This window comes from Citrobacter europaeus, assembly GCF_037482245.1.
In the GTDB taxonomy this organism is placed as follows: domain Bacteria; phylum Pseudomonadota; class Gammaproteobacteria; order Enterobacterales; family Enterobacteriaceae; genus Citrobacter; species Citrobacter europaeus.
Genome location: NZ_CP148084.1, coordinates 2045780 through 2070535, shown reverse-complemented (window position 1 = coordinate 2070535; position 24756 = coordinate 2045780). Strand labels below are relative to the sequence as shown.

At 50.5% G+C, this 24756-nt stretch carries 26 protein-coding genes; 7 read left to right on the top strand and 19 right to left on the bottom strand.

The annotated features are described in order from the left end of the window. The first annotated feature begins 354 nt into the window (after positions 1-354). Positions 355-1614, top strand: coding sequence for a dicarboxylate/amino acid:cation symporter (locus WHR59_RS09625; protein WP_080625005.1), 1260 nt, complete (start codon positions 355-357; stop codon positions 1612-1614). Positions 1615-1692: 78 nt separating this feature from the next. Here WHR59_RS09625 and cheW read toward each other — a convergent pair whose 3' ends face one another. From cheW to flhD, 6 genes are all read right to left on the bottom strand, one after another. Next, positions 1693-2196, bottom strand: coding sequence for a chemotaxis protein CheW (cheW, locus tag WHR59_RS09620; RefSeq protein WP_003034638.1), 504 nt, complete (start codon positions 2194-2196; stop codon positions 1693-1695). Positions 2197-2216: 20 nt separating this feature from the next. After that, the gene (gene cheA / locus WHR59_RS09615; RefSeq protein ID WP_100194498.1) at positions 2217-4265 is read right to left on the bottom strand and encodes a chemotaxis protein CheA; all 2049 of its coding nucleotides are present in this window, start codon (positions 4263-4265) and stop codon (positions 2217-2219) included. A gap of 4 nt (positions 4266-4269) precedes the next feature. After that, complete coding sequence (motB, locus tag WHR59_RS09610) at positions 4270-5199, bottom strand: flagellar motor protein MotB (protein WP_016153441.1); 930 nt, start codon at positions 5197-5199, stop codon at positions 4270-4272. Beyond that, positions 5196-6083, bottom strand: coding sequence for a flagellar motor stator protein MotA (gene motA, locus WHR59_RS09605; RefSeq protein ID WP_016153442.1), 888 nt, complete (start codon positions 6081-6083; stop codon positions 5196-5198). Before motA ends, motB begins: the two co-directional genes overlap by 4 nt. Positions 6084-6207: 124 nt before the next feature. Continuing rightward, positions 6208-6792: a flagellar transcriptional regulator FlhC gene (gene flhC / locus WHR59_RS09600; protein ID WP_008785071.1), complete on the bottom strand. Its 585-nt coding sequence runs from the start codon at positions 6790-6792 to the stop codon at positions 6208-6210. Further along, positions 6789-7130, bottom strand: coding sequence for a flagellar transcriptional regulator FlhD (flhD, locus tag WHR59_RS09595; RefSeq protein ID WP_003034622.1), 342 nt, complete (start codon positions 7128-7130; stop codon positions 6789-6791). Before flhD ends, flhC begins: the two co-directional genes overlap by 4 nt. Positions 7131-7925: 795 nt before the next feature. On the opposite strand from flhD, the gene uspC reads away from it, so the two are divergent. Next, on the top strand, positions 7926-8354 hold the full coding sequence (gene uspC / locus WHR59_RS09590; RefSeq protein ID WP_043016749.1) for a universal stress protein UspC: 429 nt from the start codon (positions 7926-7928) through the stop codon (positions 8352-8354). Between the two features lie 17 nt (positions 8355-8371). Here uspC and otsA read toward each other — a convergent pair whose 3' ends face one another. The 6 genes from otsA to WHR59_RS09560 all read right to left on the bottom strand — a co-directional run bounded on the left by otsA (position 8372) and on the right by WHR59_RS09560 (position 15240). Further along, positions 8372-9793: an alpha,alpha-trehalose-phosphate synthase gene (gene otsA, locus WHR59_RS09585; protein ID WP_043016750.1), complete on the bottom strand. Its 1422-nt coding sequence runs from the start codon at positions 9791-9793 to the stop codon at positions 8372-8374. Beyond that, a complete protein-coding gene (gene otsB, locus WHR59_RS09580; protein WP_338843890.1) occupies positions 9768-10571 on the bottom strand; it encodes a trehalose-phosphatase in 804 nt (267 codons plus the stop codon). The genes otsA and otsB overlap by 26 nt, the downstream gene beginning before the upstream one ends. Positions 10572-10746: 175 nt before the next feature. Continuing rightward, positions 10747-11733, bottom strand: coding sequence for an L-arabinose ABC transporter permease AraH (araH, locus tag WHR59_RS09575; protein WP_003034609.1), 987 nt, complete (start codon positions 11731-11733; stop codon positions 10747-10749). 14 nt (positions 11734-11747) lie between these two features. After that, positions 11748-13262: an arabinose ABC transporter ATP-binding protein AraG gene (gene araG, locus WHR59_RS09570; RefSeq protein ID WP_043016752.1), complete on the bottom strand. Its 1515-nt coding sequence runs from the start codon at positions 13260-13262 to the stop codon at positions 11748-11750. A gap of 115 nt (positions 13263-13377) precedes the next feature. Continuing rightward, positions 13378-14367, bottom strand: a complete 990-nt coding sequence (locus tag WHR59_RS09565) for an arabinose ABC transporter substrate-binding protein (RefSeq protein WP_043016753.1) — start codon at positions 14365-14367, stop codon at positions 13378-13380. A gap of 315 nt (positions 14368-14682) precedes the next feature. Then, positions 14683-15240 (bottom strand): DJ-1/PfpI family protein, encoded by a 558-nt coding sequence (locus WHR59_RS09560; RefSeq protein WP_080625002.1) that lies wholly within the window; start codon positions 15238-15240, stop codon positions 14683-14685. Positions 15241-15795: 555 nt separating this feature from the next. On the opposite strand from WHR59_RS09560, the gene WHR59_RS09555 reads away from it, so the two are divergent. Further along, positions 15796-16299, top strand: coding sequence for a non-heme ferritin-like protein (locus tag WHR59_RS09555; RefSeq protein ID WP_338843889.1), 504 nt, complete (start codon positions 15796-15798; stop codon positions 16297-16299). A 138-nt stretch (positions 16300-16437) separates the two neighbouring features. Here WHR59_RS09555 and WHR59_RS09550 read toward each other — a convergent pair whose 3' ends face one another. Continuing rightward, positions 16438-16689, bottom strand: coding sequence for a DUF2766 family protein (locus tag WHR59_RS09550; RefSeq protein ID WP_003034595.1), 252 nt, complete (start codon positions 16687-16689; stop codon positions 16438-16440). Between the two features lie 129 nt (positions 16690-16818). Between WHR59_RS09550 and WHR59_RS09545 the strand changes: the two genes are divergently transcribed. Continuing rightward, positions 16819-18240, top strand: coding sequence for an MFS transporter (locus WHR59_RS09545; RefSeq protein ID WP_338843888.1), 1422 nt, complete (start codon positions 16819-16821; stop codon positions 18238-18240). 33 nt (positions 18241-18273) lie between these two features. Here the strand turns inward: WHR59_RS09545 and WHR59_RS09540 are convergent, their stop codons facing one another. Then, the gene (locus WHR59_RS09540; protein ID WP_043016757.1) at positions 18274-18912 is read right to left on the bottom strand and encodes an RpiB/LacA/LacB family sugar-phosphate isomerase; all 639 of its coding nucleotides are present in this window, start codon (positions 18910-18912) and stop codon (positions 18274-18276) included. A 268-nt stretch (positions 18913-19180) separates the two neighbouring features. Here WHR59_RS09540 and yecR point away from each other — a divergent pair, with 268 nt between their 5' ends. Together yecR and ftnA are read left to right on the top strand one after the other, a co-directional pair. Beyond that, positions 19181-19516 (top strand): YecR family lipoprotein, encoded by a 336-nt coding sequence (gene yecR, locus WHR59_RS09535; protein ID WP_043016758.1) that lies wholly within the window; start codon positions 19181-19183, stop codon positions 19514-19516. A gap of 192 nt (positions 19517-19708) precedes the next feature. After that, positions 19709-20206 (top strand): non-heme ferritin, encoded by a 498-nt coding sequence (gene ftnA, locus WHR59_RS09530; RefSeq protein WP_043016759.1) that lies wholly within the window; start codon positions 19709-19711, stop codon positions 20204-20206. A 45-nt stretch (positions 20207-20251) separates the two neighbouring features. Here ftnA and WHR59_RS09525 read toward each other — a convergent pair whose 3' ends face one another. Then, positions 20252-20491: a YecH family metal-binding protein gene (locus WHR59_RS09525; protein ID WP_043016760.1), complete on the bottom strand. Its 240-nt coding sequence runs from the start codon at positions 20489-20491 to the stop codon at positions 20252-20254. 225 nt (positions 20492-20716) lie between these two features. On the opposite strand from WHR59_RS09525, the gene tyrP reads away from it, so the two are divergent. Then, the gene (gene tyrP, locus WHR59_RS09520) at positions 20717-21928 is read left to right on the top strand and encodes a tyrosine transporter TyrP (protein ID WP_075146009.1); all 1212 of its coding nucleotides are present in this window, start codon (positions 20717-20719) and stop codon (positions 21926-21928) included. A gap of 27 nt (positions 21929-21955) precedes the next feature. Here tyrP and WHR59_RS09515 read toward each other — a convergent pair whose 3' ends face one another. From WHR59_RS09515 to WHR59_RS09500, 4 genes are all read right to left on the bottom strand, one after another. Continuing rightward, positions 21956-22621: a YecA family protein gene (locus WHR59_RS09515; RefSeq protein WP_075146008.1), complete on the bottom strand. Its 666-nt coding sequence runs from the start codon at positions 22619-22621 to the stop codon at positions 21956-21958. Positions 22622-22829: 208 nt separating this feature from the next. After that, positions 22830-23111, bottom strand: coding sequence for a heavy-metal-associated domain-containing protein (locus tag WHR59_RS09510; RefSeq protein WP_043016762.1), 282 nt, complete (start codon positions 23109-23111; stop codon positions 22830-22832). After that, a complete protein-coding gene (locus WHR59_RS09505) occupies positions 23108-23464 on the bottom strand; it encodes a mercuric transporter MerT family protein (protein WP_043016763.1) in 357 nt (118 codons plus the stop codon). Before WHR59_RS09505 ends, WHR59_RS09510 begins: the two co-directional genes overlap by 4 nt. Beyond that, entirely contained in the window at positions 23442-24584 is a 1143-nt protein-coding gene (locus WHR59_RS09500; protein WP_075146007.1) for a transglutaminase-like domain-containing protein, read from the bottom strand. The genes WHR59_RS09505 and WHR59_RS09500 overlap by 23 nt, the downstream gene beginning before the upstream one ends. Positions 24585-24756: the final 172 nt, after the last annotated feature.

Sequence of the window (24756 nt, the reverse complement as noted above, 5' to 3'; positions counted from 1 at the left end):
ACTTTACGTTTGCGAAAAGGAAATCCTGAAGGGGCGTGCAGCCTGGCGGGAGGGCGGCAAAACGGGTGTACGGCAACCACAAGTCATTCACATAAAAACACCATAATTATCATGTAAATAACATTTATTTTCATCGGTCAGCACGCTCAGAATGGCCGAAACACTCAATTTTATGTGATTGAGATCACACAAAATCATCGTAAATACCACAACAAAATGGATAAAAAATTAAAAAAAGTTGTATCAGCTGGCGCTTTAATTCAATTTATATGATGAATATTTCGTTACCACTTAATAAGTATAAAAAATGAGTAACCGATCAATAAATGTTAAATCTTTACTGAGGGCTTTTTAGTGGCAAATGCAAACAAACTCACGTTGTTTATCGTGATCTTCATGCTGGCGGGGATCCTGTCGGGTGCGGTGATCCACTCTTATGCCTCCCCCGGCGTTGTGACCGCCTGGGCCGATAATATTACGCTTCTCACCGACATCTTTTTGCGCCTGATTAAAATGGTCATCGCGCCTTTAGTATTCAGTACCCTGACCGTCGGAATTATGCGCCTGGGAGAAACGTCCACCATCGGGCGCGTAGGCGGGAAAGCAATGATTTGGTTTATCAGTTCTTCCATACTGTCTATCCTGGTCGGTCTGTTTGTGGTTTCTCTTGAACAACCCGGCAGCGGACTGAACCTGGCGATCCCGCTGGAGGCCGCAGATACCGGCCTGGCCGTGGGCGGCATGAGCCTGAAAGGTTTTCTGACGCATACCATTCCAACCAGCATCGCCGAGGCGATGGCGAATAATGAGATCCTGCAAATTGTGGTGTTCTCGATGTTCTTCGGTATTGGCGGAGCATCGCTTGGTGAGAAATTCAACGCCCCGCTGGTTGCAGCGCTGGATGTGGTCTCCCACATAATGCTGAAGGTGACTGGCTATGTGATGTACGTCGCACCGCTGGCTATTTTTGCCGCCATTTCCTCCGTTATCTCTACCCAGGGTCTGGGGATCCTGCTCAACTATGCATCGTTCATCGGCGGCTACTATGTGGCTATTTTGCTGACCTGCCTAGCGTTGCTGGCGGTGGGTTATGTGATGCTGAAAAAAGAGGTATTTCGCCTGCTGAGCATGCTGAAGGATCCGGTCCTGGTCGCATTCACCACCAGCAGCTCTGAAGCCGCTTATCCGAAAACGCTGGAGCAATTAACCAAATTTGGTTGCTCACCCAACATCGTGTCTTTCGTGCTGCCTATCGGTTATTCGTTTAACCTGGTCGGCTCGATGGTCTACTGTTCATTTGCCTCTATGTTTATCGCGCAGGCCTATAATATTCACCTCTCCTTTGCCCAAATCACCGTCCTGATGCTGACGCTGATGCTAGCGTCCAAAGGGATTGCCGGCGTGCCACGTTCAGCGCTGGTGGTGCTGGCGGCAACCATTCCGAGCTTTAACATTCCGGTCGCCGGGATCCTGCTACTAATGGGGATTGACCACTTCCTGGATATGGGACGTTCTGCGATCAACGTATTAGGAAACGGGATTGCAACGGCGATGCTGGCACAGGATGAAGGTTTACTGGAAGAAGAGCCGGACCTGGTTGAGCGGGAAGCATAAGAGGGAAATCTGCCGGATGCGTTACGCTTATCCGGCCTACAACAGCGAGCATTGTAGGCCGGATAACATGTTTAAAGATTATGCGACGTGGGAAGCGGCAATATCCAGCAGCGCCATTTCTTCGCTGTTCAGCAGCTTCTCAATGTTGACCAGAATCAGCATCCGGTCACCCAGCGCCCCCAGTCCCGTCAGGTATTCCGTCGACAGCGTTACCGCAAACTCCGGCGCCGGACGGATTTGATCTGTCGTCAGCGACAGCACATCCGAGACGCCATCTACTACAATCCCGACTACGCGCTGACCCAGGTTCAGCACAATCACCACGGTGTTTTCGTTGTAATCCACATCGCTCTGGCTAAACTTCACGCGCAGGTCAACAATCGGCACAATCACACCGCGCAGGTTCGTAACGCCTTTGATAAACGCAGGCGTGTTAGCAATGCGCGTCACCTGATCATAGCCGCGGATTTCCTGCACTTTCAGGATATCGATACCGTACTCTTCATCCCCCAGCGTAAACACGAGGAATTCCTGACCTGACGGTTCGCCGGCCAGTTTAGTTACATTACTCATACCGGTCATATTATTCCCTTCTCACTCAATCAGGCGGCTGTGATCGCCACACGTTGTTCGCGGTTCAATCCCTGCAATGCAGAGACATCGACAATCAGCGCGACGCTGCCGTCGCCGAGGATCGTTGCTGCAGAAATGCCTGGCACTTTGCGGTAGTTACTTTCCAGGTTTTTGACCACCACCTGGTGTTGGCCAATTAACTGATCGACCAGCAGCGCGTAGCGACGCCCTGCACTCTGTAAAATCACCACAATCCCTTGAGTCGCTTCAGTTTTTGCGCCTTCAACTTCGAAGACTTTCCACAACTCAACCAGCGGTAAATACTCGCCGCGCACTTCCAGAACGCGCTCTCCTCCGGCCAGCGGATGCAGATCTTCTTCACGCGGTTGCAGTGATTCCATAACGGCATTCAGCGGCAGAATAAAGACTTCATCCGCTACGCGCACCGACATCCCATCGAGGATCGCCAGCGTCAGCGGCAGCAGAATTCGAATCGTTGTCCCTTGTCCCTGTCTGGACTGGATCTCAACATGGCCGCCCATCTCCTGGATATTTCGCTTCACTACATCCATACCCACGCCGCGTCCGGAGACATCCGTCACCTGTTCGGCGGTCGAAAAGCCTGGCGCGAAGATCAGCATACCCACTTCGTCATCGCTCATGTTTTCGTGGATCGGCATCCCCTGGGAAATCGCTTTGGCGAGAATGCGTTCGCGGTTCAGACCAGCGCCATCATCGGTCACTTCAATACAGATATTCCCGCCCTGGTGCTCTGCGGAAAGCGTCAGGTTACCGACCGGGCTTTTCCCCGCTTCCATGCGTTTTTCCGGCAGTTCAATGCCGTGGTCCAGGCTGTTACGCACCAGATGCGTCAACGGATCGATGATGCGTTCAATCAGGCTCTTGTCGAGTTCGGTTGAGCTACCGACCTGCGTCAGTTCGACCTGTTTACCCAGCTTACCGGCCAGATCGCGCACCAGACGTGGGAAGCGGCTGAACACATACTCCATTGGCATCATACGAATCGACATCACCGACTCTTGTAAGTCGCGGGCGTTACGTTGTAACTGACCCATACTGGTGATGAGATCGCCGTGATTAACGGGATCCAGTTCGTTTGAGCGTTGTGCCAACATTGACTGGGTGATCACCAACTCACCGACCAGGTTAATGAGCTGATCGACCTTCTCAACCGCTACGCGGATGCTGGTCGACTCGCTGGCGCGGGCGGGTTTGTCACGTTCCGCGCGTCCGTGTGGCGCTTCACTGGCGGCGGCTTTCACCACTGGCGCAACGGCGGCCGGCTGCGGCTTCGCGACAACGCCTACCGCTTCGGCCTCGGCTTCAGTTTCAACGGTTACGGGCGCTGGGCTGACGGTTTCAAATTCAATCTGGTCAGCTTCAATCACAAAACAAAGCACTGCAATGATGTCATCTTCTGCGAGATTGCCATCAAGCGTTGCCGACAGCGTGTCGCTTCCTTTCACCACATCGGTTAAGGTCGCCAGATTCCCCAGCTCCTCTTCCAGTAAATCGACTTCACTGGCTTTCAGGCGCGAGAGAATAATGCGTTTCTTGCTCTCCTCACTGGCGGATTCAGAAATGGCAACCGCCTCTTCCTGCATTGCAGCGCTGTCAACAACGCTCAATTTTGCGGTGTTGACGACTGCCGGTGCGGTTTCACCTTTCGCTTCGAGCGCTAACTGTCGTAACGCATTACAAATGTACTCAAAGCTAGCGGCATCCGGCTCTTCTGAGTTTTTATAGGCGTCGAGCTGTTCCTGCATAATATCTTTCGTTTCCAAAAACAGGTTGATAATGTCGGCATTAAGCTGCATTTCGCCACGCCGCGCTTCATCCAACAGGTTTTCCATCAGATGGGTCGTTTCCTGCAAAATGGTAAAGCCGAAGGTGCCCGCCCCGCCTTTTATCGAGTGCGCGGCACGAAAAATCGCATTCAGCTGTTCGGAATCCGGGGCTTCAGGAACCAAATCAAGCAGGTGTTGCTCCATATCAGCCAACAGTTCGTCAGCTTCATCAAAAAATGTTTGATAAAAATCGCTTATATCCATGCTCACGCTATCACCTCGGATTGGCTGGTGGCGATGTGGGAACGCTTGCCGGCGGAAGTTCCGCTGGCTGTTGTAAGACACTTACCGGCTCATTCTGGCTTTCAGCGTTTTCATGCAAAATGGCCTCTTCCGCCTGCTTATTAAGAACCAGCAGGCTAATACGGCGGTTGATTGCGTCTTCGGGACCGCGATCGCTCAGACGCATCGTGGCGGCCATACCGACCACTCGTAATACTTTTCCATCATCCAGACCGCCGCTAACCAGTTCGCGACGCGACGCGTTAGCGCGATCGGCGGATAACTCCCAGTTGCTATACCCTTTTTCACCATTGGCGTAAGGGTAATCATCCGTATGGCCGGAAAGGCTGATTCGGTTAGGAATGCCGTTAAGCACTGGCGCGATGGCTCGCAGGATGTCGCGCATATACGGCTCAACCTCAGCGCTACCGGTTTTAAACATCGGGCGGTTCTGACTGTCGATAATCTGTATCCGTAGTCCTTCCTGCACTAAATCAATTTTCAAGTGCGGGCGCAGCGCACGCAGTTTAGGGTCAGATTCAATCAACTGATCGAGATCGCCGCGAAGTTTGCTCAACCGGCTTTGTTCCATGCGTTTTCTCAGATCGTCGATATTCGGCTGCTTGTTCACTTCTCCCTGCTGCTGGGTGTAGTCGTCCCCACCGCCTGGAATTGGACTTTGGCTATTCGAAATTCGATTTCCCCCAGTCACCGCGGTAGCCAACGGCGTACGGAAATATTCGGCAATCTGGATCAATTCTTTAGGGCTGGAGATGGAAATGAGCCACATCACCAGAAAGAAGGCCATCATCGCGGTCATAAAATCGGCGTAGGCGATTTTCCACGAACCATGCGCCCCACCACCGTGACCTTTATGTTTGCGTCGCTTTACAACGATAATGGGATGGGCCTGATTTTTCATGCGTCCTCGGTCGTCTGCTGCGCAGTTGGATTTCTTACCGCACGCACATGCTCTTCCAGCTCGATAAACGATGGACGTTCGCTGGAATACAGAGTCTTACGACCAAATTCGACGGCAATTGGCGGCGCGTAACCATTCAAATTGGAGAGCAGTGTTATCTTCACACACTGCATCATTTTGGTGGTTTCAGCGCTTTTCTGCCGCAGAACGCTGGCAAGCGGAGAAATAAATCCATAGGCCAGTAAAATACCGAGGAATGTCCCTACCATCGCATGAGCAATCAGCGAACCCAGTTCAGCCGCCGGACGATCGGCAGAAGCCAGCGCATGAACAACCCCCATGACCGCCGCCACGATCCCGAACGCCGGTAATGAATCACCCACCATCGCCAGACTGTTAGCCGGGACTTCGGCCTCACTTTCGTGAGTCTCAATTTCTTCGTCCATCAGCGCTTCAATTTCAAACGTGTTCATGTTGCCGCTGATGATCAAACGCAGATAATCGACAATGAAATCAAGCATTACGGCATCCGCAAGAATGCGTGGATAGCTGGCGAAGATTTCACTCTCTTTAGGGTTTTCAATGTCGCGTTCAAGCGAGAACATGCCCTGCTGACGTGACTTGGCCATCAGGCGATACAGCAGCGCCAGCAGATCCATATACATCGCTTTGGTATATTTTGAACGACGAAAAAGCATCGGGATCGCTTTCATCGTCCCCTTAATGGCTTTTCCGTTATTGCCGACGATGAATGCCCCAATACCCGCGCCACCGATAATCACCAGCTCAGCCGGTTGATAGAGTGCCCCAAGGTGTCCGCCGGTCATCATATACCCGCCGAAAACTGTACCAATAACAACCAGGTAACCTAATAAGATAAGCACGACATCATCCTTTCGCAATTGACTATGACAGGATGCGCAGTCGGGCAGTTAACTTAAGGTCAGGACAAAAAAAAGCAGCGGTAATCGCTTACCGCTGCTGGAGTGTTTGTCCACACCGTATCAGTTAAACAGCCTGTTCGATCTGTTCATCCAGCAGTTGTGGAATAATATCGGCAGCATTCTGGGAAAGTTTACGTCTTTTTACGGCCCGTGATGGCGGTTGGCATAAACTGCAGGCAAAGCTACCTGCGGGTTGGTGTGCGTGGGTGATAAAATTCCCACCGCAGCAATTGCATTGGGATAACTCCAGCAATCCGCTGTCGACAAAACGTACCAGCGTCCATGCGCGAGTTAGCGCCAGCAGCGGCCCCTCTTCCGGCTGCGGACACTGCTCAAGGTATAAACGATACGCTTTGATTACGGCATCCACGCCGCTGCACAAACCGGTTTTGAGCAGGAATTGCCAGGCGTTGCAAAACATCGAAGCATGAATGTTTTGTTCCCACGTCATAAACCAGTCGGTGGAAAAAGGCAGCATCCCTTTTGGCGGAGGACTACCGCGTAATTCTTTGTACAACTTGATAAGTCGGCCACGGCTTAATTGCGTTTCGCTTTCCAGCATTTGCAAACGGGCGCCCAATGTGATTAATTCCATCGCTAGCTGGATATCACGCGCTTCCTGAACAATGCTTTTTTCGCTCATCATCAAGCCCTTTTCTTGCGCGCTGCATCATCGATGTCGCTTAACAGCCGCGTTGAAAGCATGATACCGGTATGAATTTGCTGAAGATCGTCAACGCGGGAGTCTTGCGTCAGGCGAGTAACCGTCTGGTGATCGTCGAAGCGGAAATGACATACCAGTTGGTTTGTTTCAGCCAGTTTGACCATTTGAGGAAGTGTTAATGTTGCCAACGTGTCCGCCATCTCTTCGCTGATACCAAGGCGAAACATCGCAGATGCTTTGTCCTGAACGATCAAACGTTGTGCAAGCAATAAATATGACAGATTGATGTCATAAATGTGTTTCAGCAACTCGGATGTATGCATTATTTGCATCCATAATAACCAACATTGTTTTCATGCGGTGAAACCGCACCCCGTGATGTCGCCGGGAAGGCCCGGTAAAAAAAAAAGCAAAAGGTCAAATACATAGCAGCGTGACGGCACTTACGCGTTGTCTAAACATTCCCTTTTCAGAAGGCCGCGTTCCTTACAAGCTCACATCAATTCTTACAATTGTCTAAGATTTTTCCTAATTCGACGCAACTCTACCCGCCACAAGTTACACATACAACGTAGCTATGCTGCGAATTTGAAGAATATGTGACACAGATCACATAAACCAGTTAAACACTTAACATAAATCCATCAGCACAGCTTTTACTTTGCATATTTTTTAACCCCATATTCTCCATTTCAATTCCTGGCGTACGAATATTCTTGCATTAAAAGCGAATAGTATTTTGTTCACGAACGTTAATATCACGTCGTGAAATAGCGAGCTTGATCACATATTTAATGTAAAACATCATTTTGATTAAACGCTTTATAAACAAAGACTTAAATATTAAGGGTGATTAATTAATACCAGGCTGTGATAACCGCTCAAATGTTAAAATATGTTTATTTTTTATTAACACATTGTTTTCATTAGCAGTGAGTTTTACTTAAGGAAGCTGAACGTAATTAGAAGTTATATGAAGCAATTATTCTATTTATAAGAATAATTAATGAATAACCATGATGACATTCACACTATCAGGGAAGGAAACGTTGCAGTATGGAGTAAGCTAAGTAATGCTGAAAAATCCTCTCATAATTCTTGAAAAAAAGGAGCGAGTTATGAGCTATACACACATTCTTGTGGCCGTTGCCGCGACCCCAGAAAGCCAGCAGTTGTTAGCCAGGGCGGTATCAATCGCTCGTCCTGTTAATGCCCGTATTAGCCTGATAACCCTGGTCTCAGACCCAGAACTGTATAATCAGTTTGCAGCGCCTATGCTTGAAGACCTGCGAGAAGTGATGCAAGAAGAGACTCAGGATTTTATCGACAAGCTCAGCAAAGACGCGCAGTACCCTATTGAGCATACCTTTATTACCTATGGGGCCCTGAATGAACATATTCTGGACGTATGCCGGAAGCACGCGGTCGATCTGGTCATTTATGGCAACCATAACCACAGTTTCTTTTCACGCGCGTCCTGCTCAGCGAAAAGCGTGATCGGTGCCAGCCAGGTGGATGTTCTGTTGGTTCCACTGGCTGGAGATTGATCTTCACTTTCTGAGCGTTACGCCAGCTTAGAACAGGATGAAACGTTGTCTGGCAATGGCTGTTTACTCTGGCGCGGGATGACTTTTTCCAGATCGCAAATGAACATCGCCTGCCAGTTGTCGATATCGTTTTTAATGATAGTCTCGAGCATCTCAGCGTGGCGAGAGATGCGCTCGGCAAGCGGCATCGTCAGCGCCTGGTTTAATGCGCCAGCGACTTCATCGCGATCGTAAGGATTAACAATAAGGGCGGCAGTTAGCTCGTTTGCGGCCCCGGCAAATTGTGATAACACCAGCACGCCAGGGTTGGCAGGATCCTGCGCGGCCACGAACTCTTTCGCCACCAGGTTCATACCATCGCGCAGCGGGGTCACCAGTCCTACATCAGAGTAGCGGAAGATCTTCATCAGCAATTTACGATCAAAGTACTGATTCAGATAATAGAGCGGCGTCCAGCCCAGTTGGCCATATTTACCGTTAATCCTCCCCGCTTCAGTCTCCAGTTGGTGACGAATATCCTGGTAGGCCTGTACCTCTTCACGCGACGTTGGCGCTATCTGCGTGTAGCGAATTTTACCGTGGTGCTGCGGATAGTGTTCCAGCAGAGCCTCATAGGCCTGAAATCGCTCTGGCAACCCTTTAGAGTAATCCAGACGCTCAACTGAAAATATATTCTGCACATTTTTGAGTTCCGCTTTCAGTTGCGCCAGCTTCGGCGGCAAAGGTCCGGAGGCCTGCCGGGCGATCTCATCTGGCTCAATACCAATAGGATACACCTGGGTGCAAAACGCTTTTCCCCATGCCCGGTGGTGATTATCGCTCTGCGTGGATACCTGCGTCTGGGCTGCCAGGCAATCCAGAAAAGCCTGACGGTCGTTTTCGGTCTGGAAACCGAGCAAATCAAAATCGCACATCTGCTCAAGTAGCGCCTGATGTGGAGGTAGCGCATTAAAAATTTCCGGCGTCGGAAATGGAATATGCAGGAAAAAGCCGATACGGTTATTCACACCGCGTTTACGCAGTTCGCTGGCAAACGGCAGCAGATGGTAATCATGAATCCAGATGATGTCGTCATCGCTAAGCAGCGGCAGCAGTTTATCTACCAGTAAGGCATTCACCCGCTGATAGCCTTCCCATGCAGGACGCTGAAACTGTACCAGGTCCAGACGATAATGAAACGCAGGCCATAGAACAGCATTTGAAAACTGGCAGTAATACTCTTCGTAGTCCTGCTCACTCAAATTAAACGAAGCCCAGGTAATATTGCCACGCGTGACTTTTTTTAATGGTTTGTCCTCATTACCCGTATCGCCACTCCAGCCAAACCACAGGCCACCAGCAGCCTTCAACGCGCCCAGCACGCCGACAGCAAGCCCACCTGCGCTCCCTTTGTCATCTGGTGAGGCGATACGATTAGATACTACGACTAAACGACTCATAGCCACCTCTTCTGTTATTCGTTGCTTTCGATTCTTGCTGCGAAGAGTTATTTTGTTCCAGCCAGTGCCAGACATCACTCACGCCATCCAGACGCCATGTCGCCTGCGTCGCTCCGTTCCCCACCTTCACGGAAATCCCGCCAGCGCGATTAACCACGCCAAACCCGGTTTCGTCCGTCAGATCGTCTCCGAAAAAAACGGGGATCCGACCGGCAAAAGGGGCTTCCTGCATAAATGCGGCAATTGCATCGCCTTTATTGGTCCCCTTTGGTTTTATCTCCACAACGCATTTTCCATGCTGTAAAGCCAGTTGCGGCCATCTGTGCGTGATACGCTCAGCCAGATTAATTAGCGCCGCTTCATGTTCCGGGGCCTGGCGGTAATGCAGCGCGAAAGCCATTCCTTTTGCTTCAAGCGTTGTACCCGGCATCGTCGCCAGCGCGGTTTGTAATAACTCTCCTGCTTCGCGCTCTATTGCCTCAGCCAGGCGCACTATATGAGTTTGGCCATTGATATCACGGCGCTCTGCCCCATGCACTCCGGCGAGCGGAAAACGTAAGGGAGTGGTAAGCGCATCAAGCTCAGCCATCGAGCGCCCTGAAATCAATGCCAGCGCCCCCGCATTACGTGTAGCCAGCTGATGTAATAACTGCAGGATTGTCTTAGGGACGACGACCTGGTCTGGAAAAGGTTTGATCTCAGCCAATGTCCCATCGAGATCAAAAAAATAAGCACAGTTTGCAGATTGTTCATGGGGTATGATCAGTGATGCTGTCACCCGGTTATCCTCCTCATCATGGTCTGTACGCCGCGCGGATCGCGCCGTATATATGATGTACGACGGATATAAGTATAGACAGTGTGACCATGCTCGCCATTTGCAAAAACAATCGCCAGCCGGGTAGCGGCTGGCGATGAGCTAAAGCTAGACTAAAAAGTTGGGGTTTAAATCATCAAACGGTACGCTTCGCTTTTTGCTTGTAACGGTCGAAGATCACCGCCGCCAGCAGGATTAGACCACGTACGACATACTGGGCGAACGGAGAGATGTTCAGCAGGTTCATCGCATTCTCAACCGTTCCCAGAATTAACACCCCGGCCACTACATATGAGATTTTTCCGATGCCGCCTTTGAGCGAAACGCCCCCTAACACGCAGGCGGAAATCACGATCAGCTCATAGCCGATTGAGGTCATTGGTTGGCCGCTGGTCATACGTGATGCGAGGATGATCCCGGCAATGGCGGATACCAGCCCAGACAAAATAAAGATAATAATCTTGGTACGAACGACCGGAACCCCAGCCAGACGTGCCGCCTCTTCATTGCCCCCAATAGCCAGCGTGTTGCGACCAAACGTAGTTTTATTCAGCAGTAAACCGAAGACGATAAAACAGACAACCGTGATCCAGATAGGTGCCGGCAGACCAAACCAGTTCGCGTAGCCGAGGGTAAAGAAGCGCTCATCTTCAATCCCCACCGCCTTACCGTCGGAAATAATATAGGCCAGACCACGTACAATCTGCATCGTCGCAAGGGTGGTGATCAGGGCGTTAATTTTTAAACGCGCAATCACAAACCCATTGACCAGACCACAGAGAATACCGAGCAGCAGCCCGGCAGCCACGCCAATCCACAGGCTTTCAGTCATGTTAATGACCACGGCAGTCGTGACCCCGGCGCAGGCAATCACGGACGCAACGGACAGGTCGAAGTCACCGGATGCCAGGCAAAACAGCATCCCACACGCGACCATACCCGACATCGATACCGCCAGCCCCAGCCCTTTCATATTGATGAAAGTGGCAAAGTTTGGCACAAAGAGGGAACAAACCAGGAACAGCACGGCGAACACCACCAGCATCCCGTACTGATCCCAAATGCGACCAAGATTTAGCGCCGATTTTGCTGCGCCAGAACCCGATGTAGAAACGGAAGACATCATTCTCTCCTTATTCAGGCTACAGCCTGGCTGACTTTAGGCATAGCAAGGCTCAAGGCCTGGCGCTCATCCGCCTGTTCATGAAGCAACTCACCGGCAATTTCGCCCTCTCTCATCACCACGATACGATCGGCGACACCGAGCACTTCTGGCAGGTCACTGGAAGCAAACAGCACGGCCACGCCTCGCGCTGCGAGGGCATAAATCACGTTATAAATTTCATGCTTGGCGCCTACATCAATGCCGCGTGTAGGTTCGTCCAGCAAAATCACCTTCATCTCTTCCGATAACCAACGGCCAAGGATAGCCTTCTGCTGATTACCGCCGGAGAGGTTCATAATCAGCTGCTCCGCGCCCGGCGTTTTAATATTGAGTGAGCGAATATGGTGATCGGCATTGGTCTCTTCCCAGCCGTTGTTGATCACGCATCCGCCCAGAACATGTTTACGACGGGCGCTAATGTTGATGTTGTTACGCACCGAATGGACCGGAATGATCCCTTCCGCTTTGCGGTCCTCCGGGCACAGCATCATTCCCGCTTCAATGGCATGGCTCGGTTTACGAATATCAATAGGCTGCTCATCAATAAACACCTGGCCTGCCGTGATGCGTGTGCCGCCAAACAGTCCTTTCATCAATTCGCTACGCCCGGCGCCTACCAGGCCAAACAATCCTACAATTTCACCGCTGCGTACCGATAAACTGATCGGCGTACGCACACCGGGAGCTTTGACCTCATGCAAACGCAGCCGCTCTGCGCCATACGGTCTGGATTTCCATCCATAAATATCACCGAGGTCGCGTCCAACCATCGCCTGCACCAACGCATCGTGATCGACCTGCTGCATATCCGTGAACGTTTTGACGTAATGCCCATCTTTAAACACGGTGATGGCATCGCTGAGAGCAAAAATTTCCTCCATACGGTGCGATACGTACAGGATGATGCGTCCTTCGTTGCGCAGCTCACGGATGACGCGAAACAGATTCTCAATTTCGCGTGCAGACAGGGAGCTGGTCGGTTCATCAAACGCGATAATTTTGGCATTACGCGCCAGCGCTTTTGCTATCTCCACCATCTGCCATTGACCGATGGAGAGATATTTCAATGGCGTGTCGGGATCGATATCCATGCCCAGATGCTTAAGCTGTAGCCCCGCTTCATAGTTCAGCAGCGAGCGATTTACAATCCCGCCTTTGTGCGGCAACTGGCCTAAATAAATATTCTCGGCAACGGTCATTTCCGGGACGAGATGCAGCTCCTGGTAAATAATGGCGACACCGGCGTTGAGCGCGGCCGTGGTGTCTGCAAACGAAACTTCCTGTCCGCGGATCGTCAAAGATCCCGTCGTTGGCGCATAGTTACCGCTGAGAATTTTTAAGAGTGTTGATTTTCCGGCGCCATTTTCGCCCATCAGCGCATGCACCTGACCGGCGTAACAGTCGAAACTGATATCCGTAAGCGCTTTAACGCCCGGGAATGTTTTGCCAATGCCGCGGAATGAGAGATACGGGGTAGACTGTTGCATAACGTCTCCGTGAGTCAGATCTTTAAGCCGGATGGCGGCTTTGCCTCATCCGGCCTTCTGAGGACGCGATTCGTAGGCCGGATAAGACGCTTTGACGTCGCATCCGGCATTTATGTTACTTACCGCCTAAGCCTTTCTTCGCCAGCTCTTCTTTGAAGTTATCGCGGGTAATCAGCACCACATCCGTCACTTCAGTAAACGCCGGTGGCTCTGCACCTTTCGTTACCCAGTTGTAAAGCATTTCACTTGATTTGTAGCCGTGAACGTCAGGGCTTGGCAGCAGTGAGCCGTAGAACCCGGTCGCTTCGCCTTTGGACAGTTCACTCACGGCATCAACGCCATTAATACCGATACCAATTACGTTTGGCGCTTTGAAGCCCTGCCCTTCAGTCGCACGTACGCCGCCCAGCACGGTGTTGTCGTTCATGCCGACAATCAGCCAGTGTTTGACTTCAGGATGTTGAACCAGCATGGAGTTAGCGGCATCGAATGCACCGGGGATATCATTTGATTTTGTTGGAACCTGGTAGATCTGTTTTTCCGGGAAGCCTGCGGCTTTAAGCGCTTCCATTGAACCTGACGTACGGCGACGCGCGGTATCAAGTTCGTTGGCGGTAATGGCCATGACGGCGCTGGATTTCACATCCCAACCGCGCTTTTGCATCTCCTTATACAGCTCCTGGCCCTGGCGCTCACCAATTTTGGTTGCAGCCATCATCACCAGCGGCACGGTATCCATCGGCTTACCTTTGGCGTTGGCAAACTGGTCATCGACGGCAATGACTTTCATATCGTAGCCTCGCGCCTTAGCCATAATGGCAGGCCCGAGTTTGGGGTCCGGCGTACAAATCACAAACCCTTTTGCTCCACTTGCAGCCAGGCTGTCGATGGCATTGAGGGTTTTCTCTCCATCCGGGACGGCAATTTTAATCACCTCAAAACCAAGGTCTTTACCGGCTTTATCGGCAAATTTCCATTCAGTCTGGAACCACGGTTCTTCCGGCTGTTTGACCAGGAAACCGAGCTTCATGGATTCAGCGATAGCGGATTGTGACATAATGGCAGCCAGACCGATGGCAGCCAACGCTTTAGTGAATTTGTGCATGGTTAACTCCAGCTTTAACGTTCTTTTATGTAGGGTAAAATCAGACGATTTTTTGTAATTAGGACGTAAAACAAGGCATTACCTTTTATTGATAAGATCAATGCCAGTGCTGAGAGTATTTTTAGCGGGAAATTGATTCTCCATAAGAGAGCGGCATCACACCACAGAATTACAGTAATTGCGTACATAAATTCAGCGGGAAATGACATAAAAAAACGCGATTTTGTCGACGGGAAAAAAGAGAGATAGCAGATTAGTCCATAACGTCAGCCAACGAATCCTTGTTCCCGAATACCGAAGCATTCGGGAAAATGATTACCATCGATAATAAATATGGTCAGCGTGATCGCGGACCGGAATGTCATCTCCCAGCAGACGTGCCGAAAGTGTTAATGCAAAATCAAAAATATGCCCCAGCCCTTTACCGCTAATCAGATTGCCATCTTCAACTACCGGCGCATCAATATATTCCCCATCCGTGACGTTTTGCCACAGATCTCCCGAGCACACGTAGCGACGTCCTTTCAGCAGGCCGTTGCCGCCAAGCACGCGCGCAGCAGCAGAACACACCGGACAAATGAGTTTCCCCGCCTGATCATGTCGGGCGACAAACTGGATGACCATCTCACTGGCAGCAAGATTAACGCTGCCCTGCGGCCCGCCGGGCAGCACGATGGCGTCGTAGAGATATGCCTGGCGCGCGGCCAGCGTGCTGTCTGTCACCATCGGTACGTCATGATAACTCACCACCGCACGTGACTCTGCACAGGCCAGCGTTTCGACTTCGATATTCAGACGACGCAGAATATCAATGGTAACAATCGCCTCCGCCTCTTCAAAACCAGGTGCCAGCAGCACCGCAACCTTCTTCATATGTAACTCCTCGCGTTATCCAAATTCACAACACAATTAATGACGAATAGTTCAGGCCGTTAATTTTCTTAATTTGATTAAAACTGATCTGGCGCAAAAAATTAGTCATCAGATAATTAGTACTGATTCAGCCCAATCGTGAAATTGCTTCACAACATGAGCAGATAATCATCAGGTGACAGACAATACCTTATTGTGGAAATTAATTTTGTGATTTGAAACACCATTTCATTATTGAATGAGTGTGTTTAATGACATAAATATCAATTCGTTATATTCATATCACCTATATGCCAAAACGGCAGAAGCACAAGTACTGTTATGACAATATGTAAAAAAACATAAATACACGGATTTAAGGATTTTCTTATGTCATAGCAAGCGTTATGCTGAATCTCGATCGGGAGCGAATATAATTCGTGATCACTAAAGGACCGGCGGAACGGATTTATTCTGCTAACAGTTTTAATTGTACGTAGAGGTGAAGTGCAGCGGCAGCCCGCTGTACTGGCGTTAGTAACGTACATTCCCCTTTCTGGAAATAAGGATATTGATATGGCTGCAGTTGGAATTGTTCATAAACTCAACACGCAAATGAACCTCGAGTTCTACGCATCGAATCTTTACCTGCATCTGAGCGAATGGTGCTACGAGCATAGCCTGACGGGTACCGCCACGTTTCTTCGCTCTCAGGCACAAGGTAACGTGACTCAAATGATGCGGATGTTCAATTTTATGAAAAGTGCCGGGGCTAACCCCATCGTCAAGGCCATTGATGTTCCGGGTGATGAACTGACTTCCCTTGAAGAATTGTTTCAGAAAACGCTGGATGAATATCAACGGCGCTCGAGTAGGCTCTCACGTTTAGCCAATGAAGCAGAAGCGTTAAACGATGCGCCAACCATCGATTTTCTTCACGACCTGGAAAAAGAGCAGCAGCAGGATGGCGTGCTGTTACAGACGATACTTGACGAAGTCCGCAGCGCCAAACGCGCGGGGCTATGCATGGCGCAAACCGATAAGCACTTGCTCAACGTCGTGAATTACCAGCATCACTAATCTTCAGTTTTCAAAGCGTTAATGCCGGATAGTAATGTGATGCAACTTATCCGGCCAACCTCTGATTTTCCCTATGCACGCGCCTCCATTCTGCGAGGCGCAAAAAAACCTTTCTAAAATCTGAAACAACGGTTTATTTTAGTGGGATTCATTCTGCGGCGTGAATTTCAGCTCGATCAAGGCAACCGCTTTTTGTATTGCGCGCATAGTGACCGGATCGGCACCTGCAGGATGGCTGGAAAAATCGATGCTTTTCAGCTGGCTGGACATTTTTTCCCGAACTTCTACTGGGGCAATAACATCAAGAACATCCAGAATTTGCTTGATAACCAGCTGACAGGCAACAACGTCCGAGAGCAGTTCCTGATCGGCATTCAGTGTTTGGGACATGGTGAGCTCCTTATTGAAAGGTCGTCATAGTACCCATTCAGCGCTCGAAACGATAGCCGCCCACGCATAACGAATGCGTTGGAAATAAAAATAGTTCCAGTCAGTTTCTTTTGAGATGGCAAGCACAACATGAGTGAACAGTTAGCGGTCGAGAACAAACGCGGTCTTTCACCGGCGGCATTACTTGTTGCCGGGGCTTTCTTTATGGAGTTTATTGACGGCACGGTGATTGCCACCGCCCTGCCTGATATGGCTAAAAGCTTTGGTGTGCAGGCGGTAGACCTGAACATTGGCATCAGCGCCTACCTGATAACCCTTGCGGTGCTTATCCCCGCCAGCGGCTGGATTGCGGATCGCTTCGGTGCAAGAAAGGTGTTTACCCTGGCGCTGGCGATTTTCACCCTCGCATCGGTTTTATGCGGTTTGTCCGAAAGCCTTGAGGGTTTTGTCGCCATGCGAATCTTGCAGGGCGTCGGTGGCGCATTAATGGTTCCTGTTGGCCGTCTTGCGGTACTGCGCACCACGCCTAAACATCAGTTGATCACCGCTATTGCCACCCTGACCTGGCCCGCATTAGTCGCACCTATCATTGGGCCTCCCCTTGGGGGATTCATTACCAGCTATGCCAACTGGCGTTGGATATTCTTTATTAACGTACCGCTGGGAATAGTGGCGATCGCGCTGGCGCTAAGGTTTATCCCGGATATTCATGACGACGAGCGTCGTCCGTTTGATATAGCGGGTTTTATCGCGACCTCTGTTGCGATGGTAAGTCTGGTGTATGCCATGGAGTTACTGGGAACCCGGCAGCCGCAGGGCTGGCTAACCGCCGGGCTTCTGGCGCTAGGGACAGTGACCTTCCTGTTTGCCCTGCATCATTTTCGTCGTGCTACCTGGCCGATGATTCGTCTTGATGCCATGAGCGTCCCAACTTTTCGCGTCACCATGTACGGCGGGTCGCTGTTTCGCGCTTCTATCAGCGCGGTGCCATTTCTGCTGCCGTTAATGTTCCAGGTCGGTTTTGGCATGAATGCTTTTCATGCAGGCTCGCTGGTACTGGCGGTGTTTGTAGGCAATCTGACGATAAAACCTGCCACTACGCCGTTAATACGCTGGCTCGGCTTTAAGAGACTGCTGTTAATCAATGGTGCGCTTAACGTCCTGGCGCTGCTGGCCTGCGCATTAATTACGCCACAGACTCCCGTGTGGGTTATTTTGCTGGTGTTGTATCTGGGCGGCGTATTCCGCTCAATTCAGTTTACCGGCGTCAGCACGCTTGCTTTTGCGGATGTCCCCGCGTCACAAATGAGCTACGCCAATACGTTGTTCAGTACGGCAACACAATTAGCGGTAGGCTTAGGCATTTCATTGGCCGCTATCGGGATCCGTATCGGCGATGAGGTGAGTAAGTGGCTGACATTGGGGAATATTCCAGGAATCAGTTTCCGGCTGGCCTTTGTCGCTATTGCCATTATTTGCCTGGTCGGCATGGTGGATACGCTGCGACTTGCCCGTGATGCTGGAAGCGCGGTGTCTGATAAGAACAGATAGCCCGACAGGTGAACACCGCCGGGCCAACAGGGGTTAGCCAATTATCTCGCGAACAAACGCTTCGATCGCTTTGTCCTGGCAGTTGTCAAAGAAACACTGCTGGAAGCGCGGACCCGATACGGCGGTTTTCACCAGCTCAGGATCGATAGCGCGCAGCGTATCCAGATAGTTTTCTTTTACCACCGCCGCTTTCACCTGGTTCAGAATACCAGCGTTACGCACCTGTGGCTCTTTACGCTCAGGCGGATAACCCTCGCCGTTACGACCAGTGAACGCTTTTTCAAACATATAGCGCACATTTAACTCAGCGCCCCAACCAAAACCTTTGGCGAATGCCAGAGAAAGCGCATTACCGTTGTTGATCTGAGAGAATAAGAACGCGTCAGCCGGATCAAGACAGTAACCACACACCACGCCCGGATGAATATTCAGCGACATCATTGCCCCCTGACCCGTACCGCAACCCGTGACAACAAAATCCACGGCTTTGGAATTGAGCAGGATGCTGGCCATAATCCCTAAATGGATGTAGGTCAGATGATGGTCATTTTCGTCGCTCATCCCGACGTTGTACACTGGAAAACCTTTCTCATCCGCGACGGCTTTAAGCTCGTTATGAATGATGGCGTTTTTGCTTGCCTGGCTGTTTTCCATCATCAATGCAATTTTCATTCTGTAATCTCCTGAATGCGCTGCGGGGGCCCGCAGAAAGTCATAACATTCAGGCCACATTACTATTTTGCAAACTCACTTTCAAATTTAATGAAATTTTGTTTTATAAAATAATGAAGTGCTCACATTTTTCCTTCGAAAGCTGAGAATGGCCTCAAGAAATTGACGTCGTTGCGATTAATCGCAGGTGATTTTCAGGTTATTCAAGCCATTGATACGTCAACACGTATGCCATGATAGTTTATCTCAGAACTCTCAGAGCGATCACATGAAGACCTTTATCCTTGCCCTTTTGCCGCTCGTGCTGACAGGATGCACTATAACTAAACAGGCGCAGGTCAGTGAAGCCAGCGCCATCACCGGCGTGGTTCGCCTGACCTACAACCAGGCCATGTTACAGTCGGCGCGTACCGATGACTACGTTACCCAGGGGACAGCCACCAAAGAGTGTCAGCGCCTGGGTTATGCCAGCGCAATGGCGTTTGGTCAGCCGGTGTCAACCTGTAGCCTGTACGCCGGTTCTTTGTGCTTAAATACCAAAATCACCCTCGCCTGGCAGTGTCACGGCGTCGCGGTATCACCATCCACTTCCTTTAATTATTAATATTTTCGACCAGCACATTATTGCTGGTCTTCTGCCTTCTCGTTATTTATTCTCCGATTAATAGCGTTAATGCGTTTTATTCCCATTCGCATTTTTAATAAATAAATTTATTATTTTACCTTTTGCAAATAATTAAATAACAAATTATAGTGGCGCCACGTCAATATATAATAACGTTTGTGGAGCAGAACCATGCTGAAAACAGAAATGATCGACCAACTGAATGAGCAGATGAACCTTGAATTATATTCTTCTCTGCTCTACCAACAGATGAGCGCGTGGTGCAGCTATCACAGCTTCGAAGGTGCCGCTGCGTTTTTGCGCCGTCACGCCCAGGAAGAGATGACGCATATGCAGCGTCTGTTTGACTACCTGACCGATACAGGCAGCTTGCCGTGTATTAATACCGTCTCTTCCCCTTTTGCTGAATATGCGTCTCTGGACGAATTGTTCCGTGTCACTTACGAACACGAGCAACTGATCACCCAGAAAATTAATGAGCTGGCACACGCGGCAATGACCCACCAGGATTACCCGACGTTTAATTTCCTGCAATGGTATGTTGCCGAGCAGCATGAAGAAGAGAAATTATTTAAATCTGTTATTGATAAGTTATCACTGGCAGGGAAAAGTGGCGAAGGTCTTTATTTCATCGATAAAGAACTGGCTACGCTTGATACACAGAATTAATGTCTCTGGGTAATGAAGGCAACCCGCCATCATTACCCGTGACAATTAGTGACGGCAGATCTTGCTTTCGTGCGTAGAGAAGCCGTCTTCTTGTGCAATAAACTTTCCCTTCGCCGCTAAAAACGCCACCAGCTCGGCTGCCGTCATATCCGCAGCAGAACAGGTGTGAAAACGCGCCTGCTCGCCAAACCGTGCCGTAATCGCCGCCTCAAGGCTGGCATTCGAATACTGCTCGCCAGATTCAATCATCATGTTGAGCACTTCGTGACCGTGAATAGATTCCATACTACCTCCTCAATAAAGTCCGTAGCCTAATGTGAACCGCACGGCGCTGCTTTGCGCTAACGCAGGTTTAGTCGCAGATAAATGTCATTTGTCATACATCTTAAGGCGCGAAATATCGTAAAGATTATTGTACATACATTGTAACGGTGATTTGACGAAAATAGCGTTTTGCCTTAACCTGCGCCGCAGATATAACCGTTGATTATCTCTGGGACAGAGGAAAGCGTGAAAAACAGAACCCTGGGTAGTATTTTTATCGTGGCGGGAACCACGATTGGTGCCGGTATGTTGGCAATGCCGCTGGCTGCGGCAGGCGTGGGGTTTAGCGTCACGCTGGTGTTGTTAGTGAGTCTTTGGGCGTTGATGTGCTACACCGCGCTGTTGCTGCTTGAAGTGTATCAACACGTACCGGCTGATACCGGGCTGGGTACGCTGGCAAAACGTTATCTTGGTCGTTACGGACAATGGGTAACGGGTTTTAGCATGATGTTTTTAATGTACGCGCTGACGGCGGCGTATATCAGTGGCGCGGGTGAATTGCTGGCTTCCAGCATCAGCGACTGGACCGGAACAACTCTATCACCGACAACAGGCGTGCTGCTGTTCACCTTTGTTGCCGGTGGTGTGGTTTGCGTAGGAACCTCGCTGGTCGATCTGTTCAACCGTCTGTTGTTCAGCGCCAAGATAATCTTCCTGGTGGCGATGCTGGCTCTGTTGATGCCGCATATCCATAAAGTAAACCTGCTTACGCTACCGCTTCAGCAGGGACTGGCATTGTCCGCAATCCCGGTTATCTTCACTTCGTTCGGTTTTCACGGTAGCGTCCCCAGTATCGTCAGCTATATGAATGGCAACATCCGTAAATTGCGTTGGGTGTTTATCACCGGTAGCGCCATTCCGCTGGTCGCTTATATCTTCTGGCAACTGGCCACGCTTGGCAGTATTAACTCGTCCACGTTCATGGGGCTGTTAGCCGACCACGCTGGCTTAAACGGTTTATTGCAGGCATTGCGTGAAGTCGTGGCTTCGCCGCACGTCGAGCTGGCGGTGCATCTGTTTGCCGACCTCGCTTTGGCGACCTCTTTCCTCGGCGTGGCGCTGGGATTATTTGACTACCTGGCCGACCTCTTCCAACGCCGTAATACCGCTGCGGGAAGAGTACAAACTGGCGTGGTGACCTTCCTGCCACCGCTGGCATTTGCACTATTCTATCCGCGTGGTTTCGTCATGGCGCTGGGGTATGCAGGCGTTGCCCTGGCGGTGCTGGCGCTGCTCATTCCCTCGATGCTGGTCTGGCAGAGCAGAAAACAAAATCCGCAGGCTACCTACCGTGTGGCGGGCGGAGCTCCGGCGCTGGCGCTGGTATTTTTGTGCGGCATTGTGGTGATAGCAGTACAGTTTTCTATTGCTGCAGGACTACTACCGGAAGTGGGTTAAAACAAAAGGGGCTTTCGCCCCTTTCTGTTAATGCAAACAGCACTGCTTATATTTCTTGCCGCTACCACACGGACAAGGGTCATTACGCCCTACTTTGGCATCCACTGTTACCGGTACCTTGACCGGCGTTACCTGGGGATGCGCCATCCAGTAAGCATGCAGATCCAGCGCCGCCAGGCGAATGGCATCCACGCTCTCTTCAAACGCTTCTGGCGTCAGCTTCTCAACCACCGCAAAGTTCTCTTCCGTACCGTGCAGCGCAATAGCCTCAAGCGCAGGTTTTAACGTGTCTGGTAATGCGGACCAGTCTGACAAAGCAACGCCGCGCATATAGCCGAAGCACCACTCTTCAACGATGGTCAGTTCATGTTCGTCAATTTCACGTAAACCAAACAGCGGCTCAAACTGCTCAGGATATTCATCCAGACGGTCGGCCGTATCCGCCATATGTTGAAACGCCAGGTTCATGAAACGCGTCATTTCTTTTTCGGAAGACCAGCGAGGAACATACTGCGCGCCGCCCCAAATAGCGACCAGCCACTGCTCCGGTTCAATTTCATACGGAGAACTCAGCACCGCCGTCAGTAAACCATCCAGTTCTGATACATCCAGAATAGCCTTGTCCGTATTGTACTTAGTCAATACATCATCCAGCCATTCCAGTTCGCTCTCGTTTAATGGTCCCGTTTTCATAACGCTTTTCCTTAGTCAAAAAATCTTGCCTGTGATCATCCTACATGGCTGGAGGGATAACAGATACAAATGGGCATATGCGGCATCAGTTGCCGCCTGTTCAGGTTAACAGGAAACGAGGGGAATTCCGGTAGTTAACGCACAAAAGAGAACACTAAGCCGCCGGGCATCATACCGGGAAAACACAATAAAACCACCCGCAGGTGGTTTACTGTTGCTCAATGCGGTTGAGCGTTGCGGTATAGCCCGTTTTCGCTACAGCATTTAGTAAAGTATCGGTTGGGAAACCTTCTGGCACGATCGCTTCTGCCTGCCGGGTTTTTAGGGAGGATTTTGCTTTTATCACGCCGTCGGTTTCACGCAGCGCCTGATTGACTGAAATAACGCATAGCGAGCAGGTCATATTTTGTATATCCAGCACCACTTTTTGATTGGTCGCCTGAGCCCACACCGGCAGCAGCAAACATACAACTAACGTGAAGATCTTCATTCAAATACCTCATAAAACCAGGCGACGAGCGTTGGGTAAAATAACACTGGCAAAATCAACGCCAGTGCGCACCAGTAGAGAATGCGCGCCTGCTTCAGCGTTAGCCATCCGGAGCACCACAACCGTTTGGAAAAATAGAGCCGCCAGAAGACCCGCAGCAATAAGCCCAGGGACAGCAGCATCAAAGGCATTCGCAAAAACTCAAACCGGGTGAAAACAGCAAAGCTTGCCGCAGAAATACCAAACAGCAGGTAGAGCAGCGGTCCAATACAGCACAAGCCCGCGGTGACGGCAGCCGCAGCGGCCGTCAACAGGGTGAGTCCCGCCCCTTTAGCGTTGTTCTGTGGCGACATAGCTGTAGGAGAACGCTTTAGGATCATAGAAATTGATCGGGTCGCCATCGACTTCAGCGTAAGGATAGCCAAAGTTGTTCATGGCTCCCTGCTCCGTTGCCGGATACAACTCGAAATCACGCCCGTAGTTGAATCCAACCCAGTTCATTTCCCAGTTACCAAACAGGTAAGTGTTTACCGCCTGGACATCGGCGTCCTGATGCGATTTTTTCTCTGCCAGACGCATTTTGGTCACGTCAGCGGGATCGCACGGTAACCAACCGTAACCAGCAAGATAGAATTCGGCTCGGCAATGTTGTCCACCGCTCACATCGGCGACGCCTGCACCGTCTGCTTTGCCAAAAGCGCTTTTCGAGTAACGTTCGAGTTTATTGGCTTTACCCAGACGGATGCCAAATAGTTCGCGCGCCGGAATACCGCTGGCCCGCGCCAGAGCCACAAAAACGGAGCTCATGTCGGTGCATTTTCCTTTGAGCTTACCGCTTTTTAAGATCTCCGCCACATCCCCCGTACCGCAGCCAATGACGTCGTTATCGCGCTCCATATGGCTGCTGACCCATTCGTAAATCAGGCGCGCTTTTTTCAGCGGATCCTGCTCATTACCGGTGATTTTACGCGCAGTTTCCAGAACAAGCCCATCAACTGGGGTATGTGCTGTTGGCAACAGATACGGTTTTACATCCAGCGGGTAAATAATCTGTTCGGGTGCCTGCCAGGTTTTCAGCGCATCCTGCTTCAGCGGTTCCCAGTCGGCGGTTTCAATGTCGATATCAACGTTAATCAACAATTCGCCCTGCGAGTCAGGCCAGGTAGCAAACAGCGTTTTCGCACCATAGGTATTATTGGTAGTGACGTATGCTCGCTTAAAGTTTCCGCTAAAGGCAAGCGCCGTCATTTGTTGAAATGCGGTATCTACCGGCAGCGGGATCCACAGTTTCACTACGCCGCTCGATCCCTTAGGAGGATTAAGTTTATACGTTTGAGATAAGACAAAACGTCGACGAGCGACTGGCGCAACGGATGGCTCAGCGGCACGGACCGTCTGACTAATGACGGCAGGACCGACTAAACCGGCGGCGGAAAGGAGAACGCTATTTTTGAGAAACTGTCGACGTTGCATTGCTGTCTGTCCATGTTGTAAGAGTTGAGCTACGGCTAAATGGGAAGCCGCATGCGATCATCACAGCAGACAGAGGCTGGCATAATAAGGCGAGTCGATGGAGGCTATTCATCAATAACAGACCTGTTAACTGTGAATGAAATGAGATACTACAAGGTTGCTATTAAGCCAT

Excerpts from the sequence above, each read along its gene's own strand:
- WHR59_RS09500 (WP_075146007.1), bottom strand. The coding sequence starts at position 24,584 with ATGCAACGTCGACAGTTTCTCAAAAATAGCGTTCTCCTTTCCGCCGCC.
- WHR59_RS09550 (WP_003034595.1), bottom strand. The coding sequence starts at position 16,689 with ATGTCCCAAACACTGAATGCCGATCAGGAACTGCTCTCGGACGTTGTT.
- uspC (WP_043016749.1), top strand. The coding sequence starts at position 7,926 with ATGAGCTATACACACATTCTTGTGGCCGTTGCCGCGACCCCAGAAAGC.
- araG (WP_043016752.1), bottom strand. The coding sequence starts at position 13,262 with ATGCAACAGTCTACCCCGTATCTCTCATTCCGCGGCATTGGCAAAACA.
- WHR59_RS09555 (WP_338843889.1), top strand. The coding sequence starts at position 15,796 with ATGGCTGCAGTTGGAATTGTTCATAAACTCAACACGCAAATGAACCTC.
- otsA (WP_043016750.1), bottom strand. The coding sequence starts at position 9,793 with ATGAGTCGTTTAGTCGTAGTATCTAATCGTATCGCCTCACCAGATGAC.
- WHR59_RS09540 (WP_043016757.1), bottom strand. The coding sequence starts at position 18,912 with ATGAAAATTGCATTGATGATGGAAAACAGCCAGGCAAGCAAAAACGCC.
- WHR59_RS09545 (WP_338843888.1), top strand. The coding sequence starts at position 16,819 with ATGAGTGAACAGTTAGCGGTCGAGAACAAACGCGGTCTTTCACCGGCG.
- ftnA (WP_043016759.1), top strand. The coding sequence starts at position 19,709 with ATGCTGAAAACAGAAATGATCGACCAACTGAATGAGCAGATGAACCTT.
- cheW (WP_003034638.1), bottom strand. The coding sequence starts at position 2,196 with ATGACCGGTATGAGTAATGTAACTAAACTGGCCGGCGAACCGTCAGGT.
- flhD (WP_003034622.1), bottom strand. The coding sequence starts at position 7,130 with ATGCATACATCCGAGTTGCTGAAACACATTTATGACATCAATCTGTCA.
- WHR59_RS09510 (WP_043016762.1), bottom strand. The coding sequence starts at position 23,111 with ATGAAGATCTTCACGTTAGTTGTATGTTTGCTGCTGCCGGTGTGGGCT.
- WHR59_RS09525 (WP_043016760.1), bottom strand. The coding sequence starts at position 20,491 with ATGGAATCTATTCACGGTCACGAAGTGCTCAACATGATGATTGAATCT.
- yecR (WP_043016758.1), top strand. The coding sequence starts at position 19,181 with ATGAAGACCTTTATCCTTGCCCTTTTGCCGCTCGTGCTGACAGGATGC.
- WHR59_RS09565 (WP_043016753.1), bottom strand. The coding sequence starts at position 14,367 with ATGCACAAATTCACTAAAGCGTTGGCTGCCATCGGTCTGGCTGCCATT.
- WHR59_RS09560 (WP_080625002.1), bottom strand. The coding sequence starts at position 15,240 with ATGAAGAAGGTTGCGGTGCTGCTGGCACCTGGTTTTGAAGAGGCGGAG.
- araH (WP_003034609.1), bottom strand. The coding sequence starts at position 11,733 with ATGTCTTCCGTTTCTACATCGGGTTCTGGCGCAGCAAAATCGGCGCTA.
- WHR59_RS09515 (WP_075146008.1), bottom strand. The coding sequence starts at position 22,621 with ATGAAAACGGGACCATTAAACGAGAGCGAACTGGAATGGCTGGATGAT.
- WHR59_RS09505 (WP_043016763.1), bottom strand. The coding sequence starts at position 23,464 with ATGTCGCCACAGAACAACGCTAAAGGGGCGGGACTCACCCTGTTGACG.
- motB (WP_016153441.1), bottom strand. The coding sequence starts at position 5,199 with ATGAAAAATCAGGCCCATCCCATTATCGTTGTAAAGCGACGCAAACAT.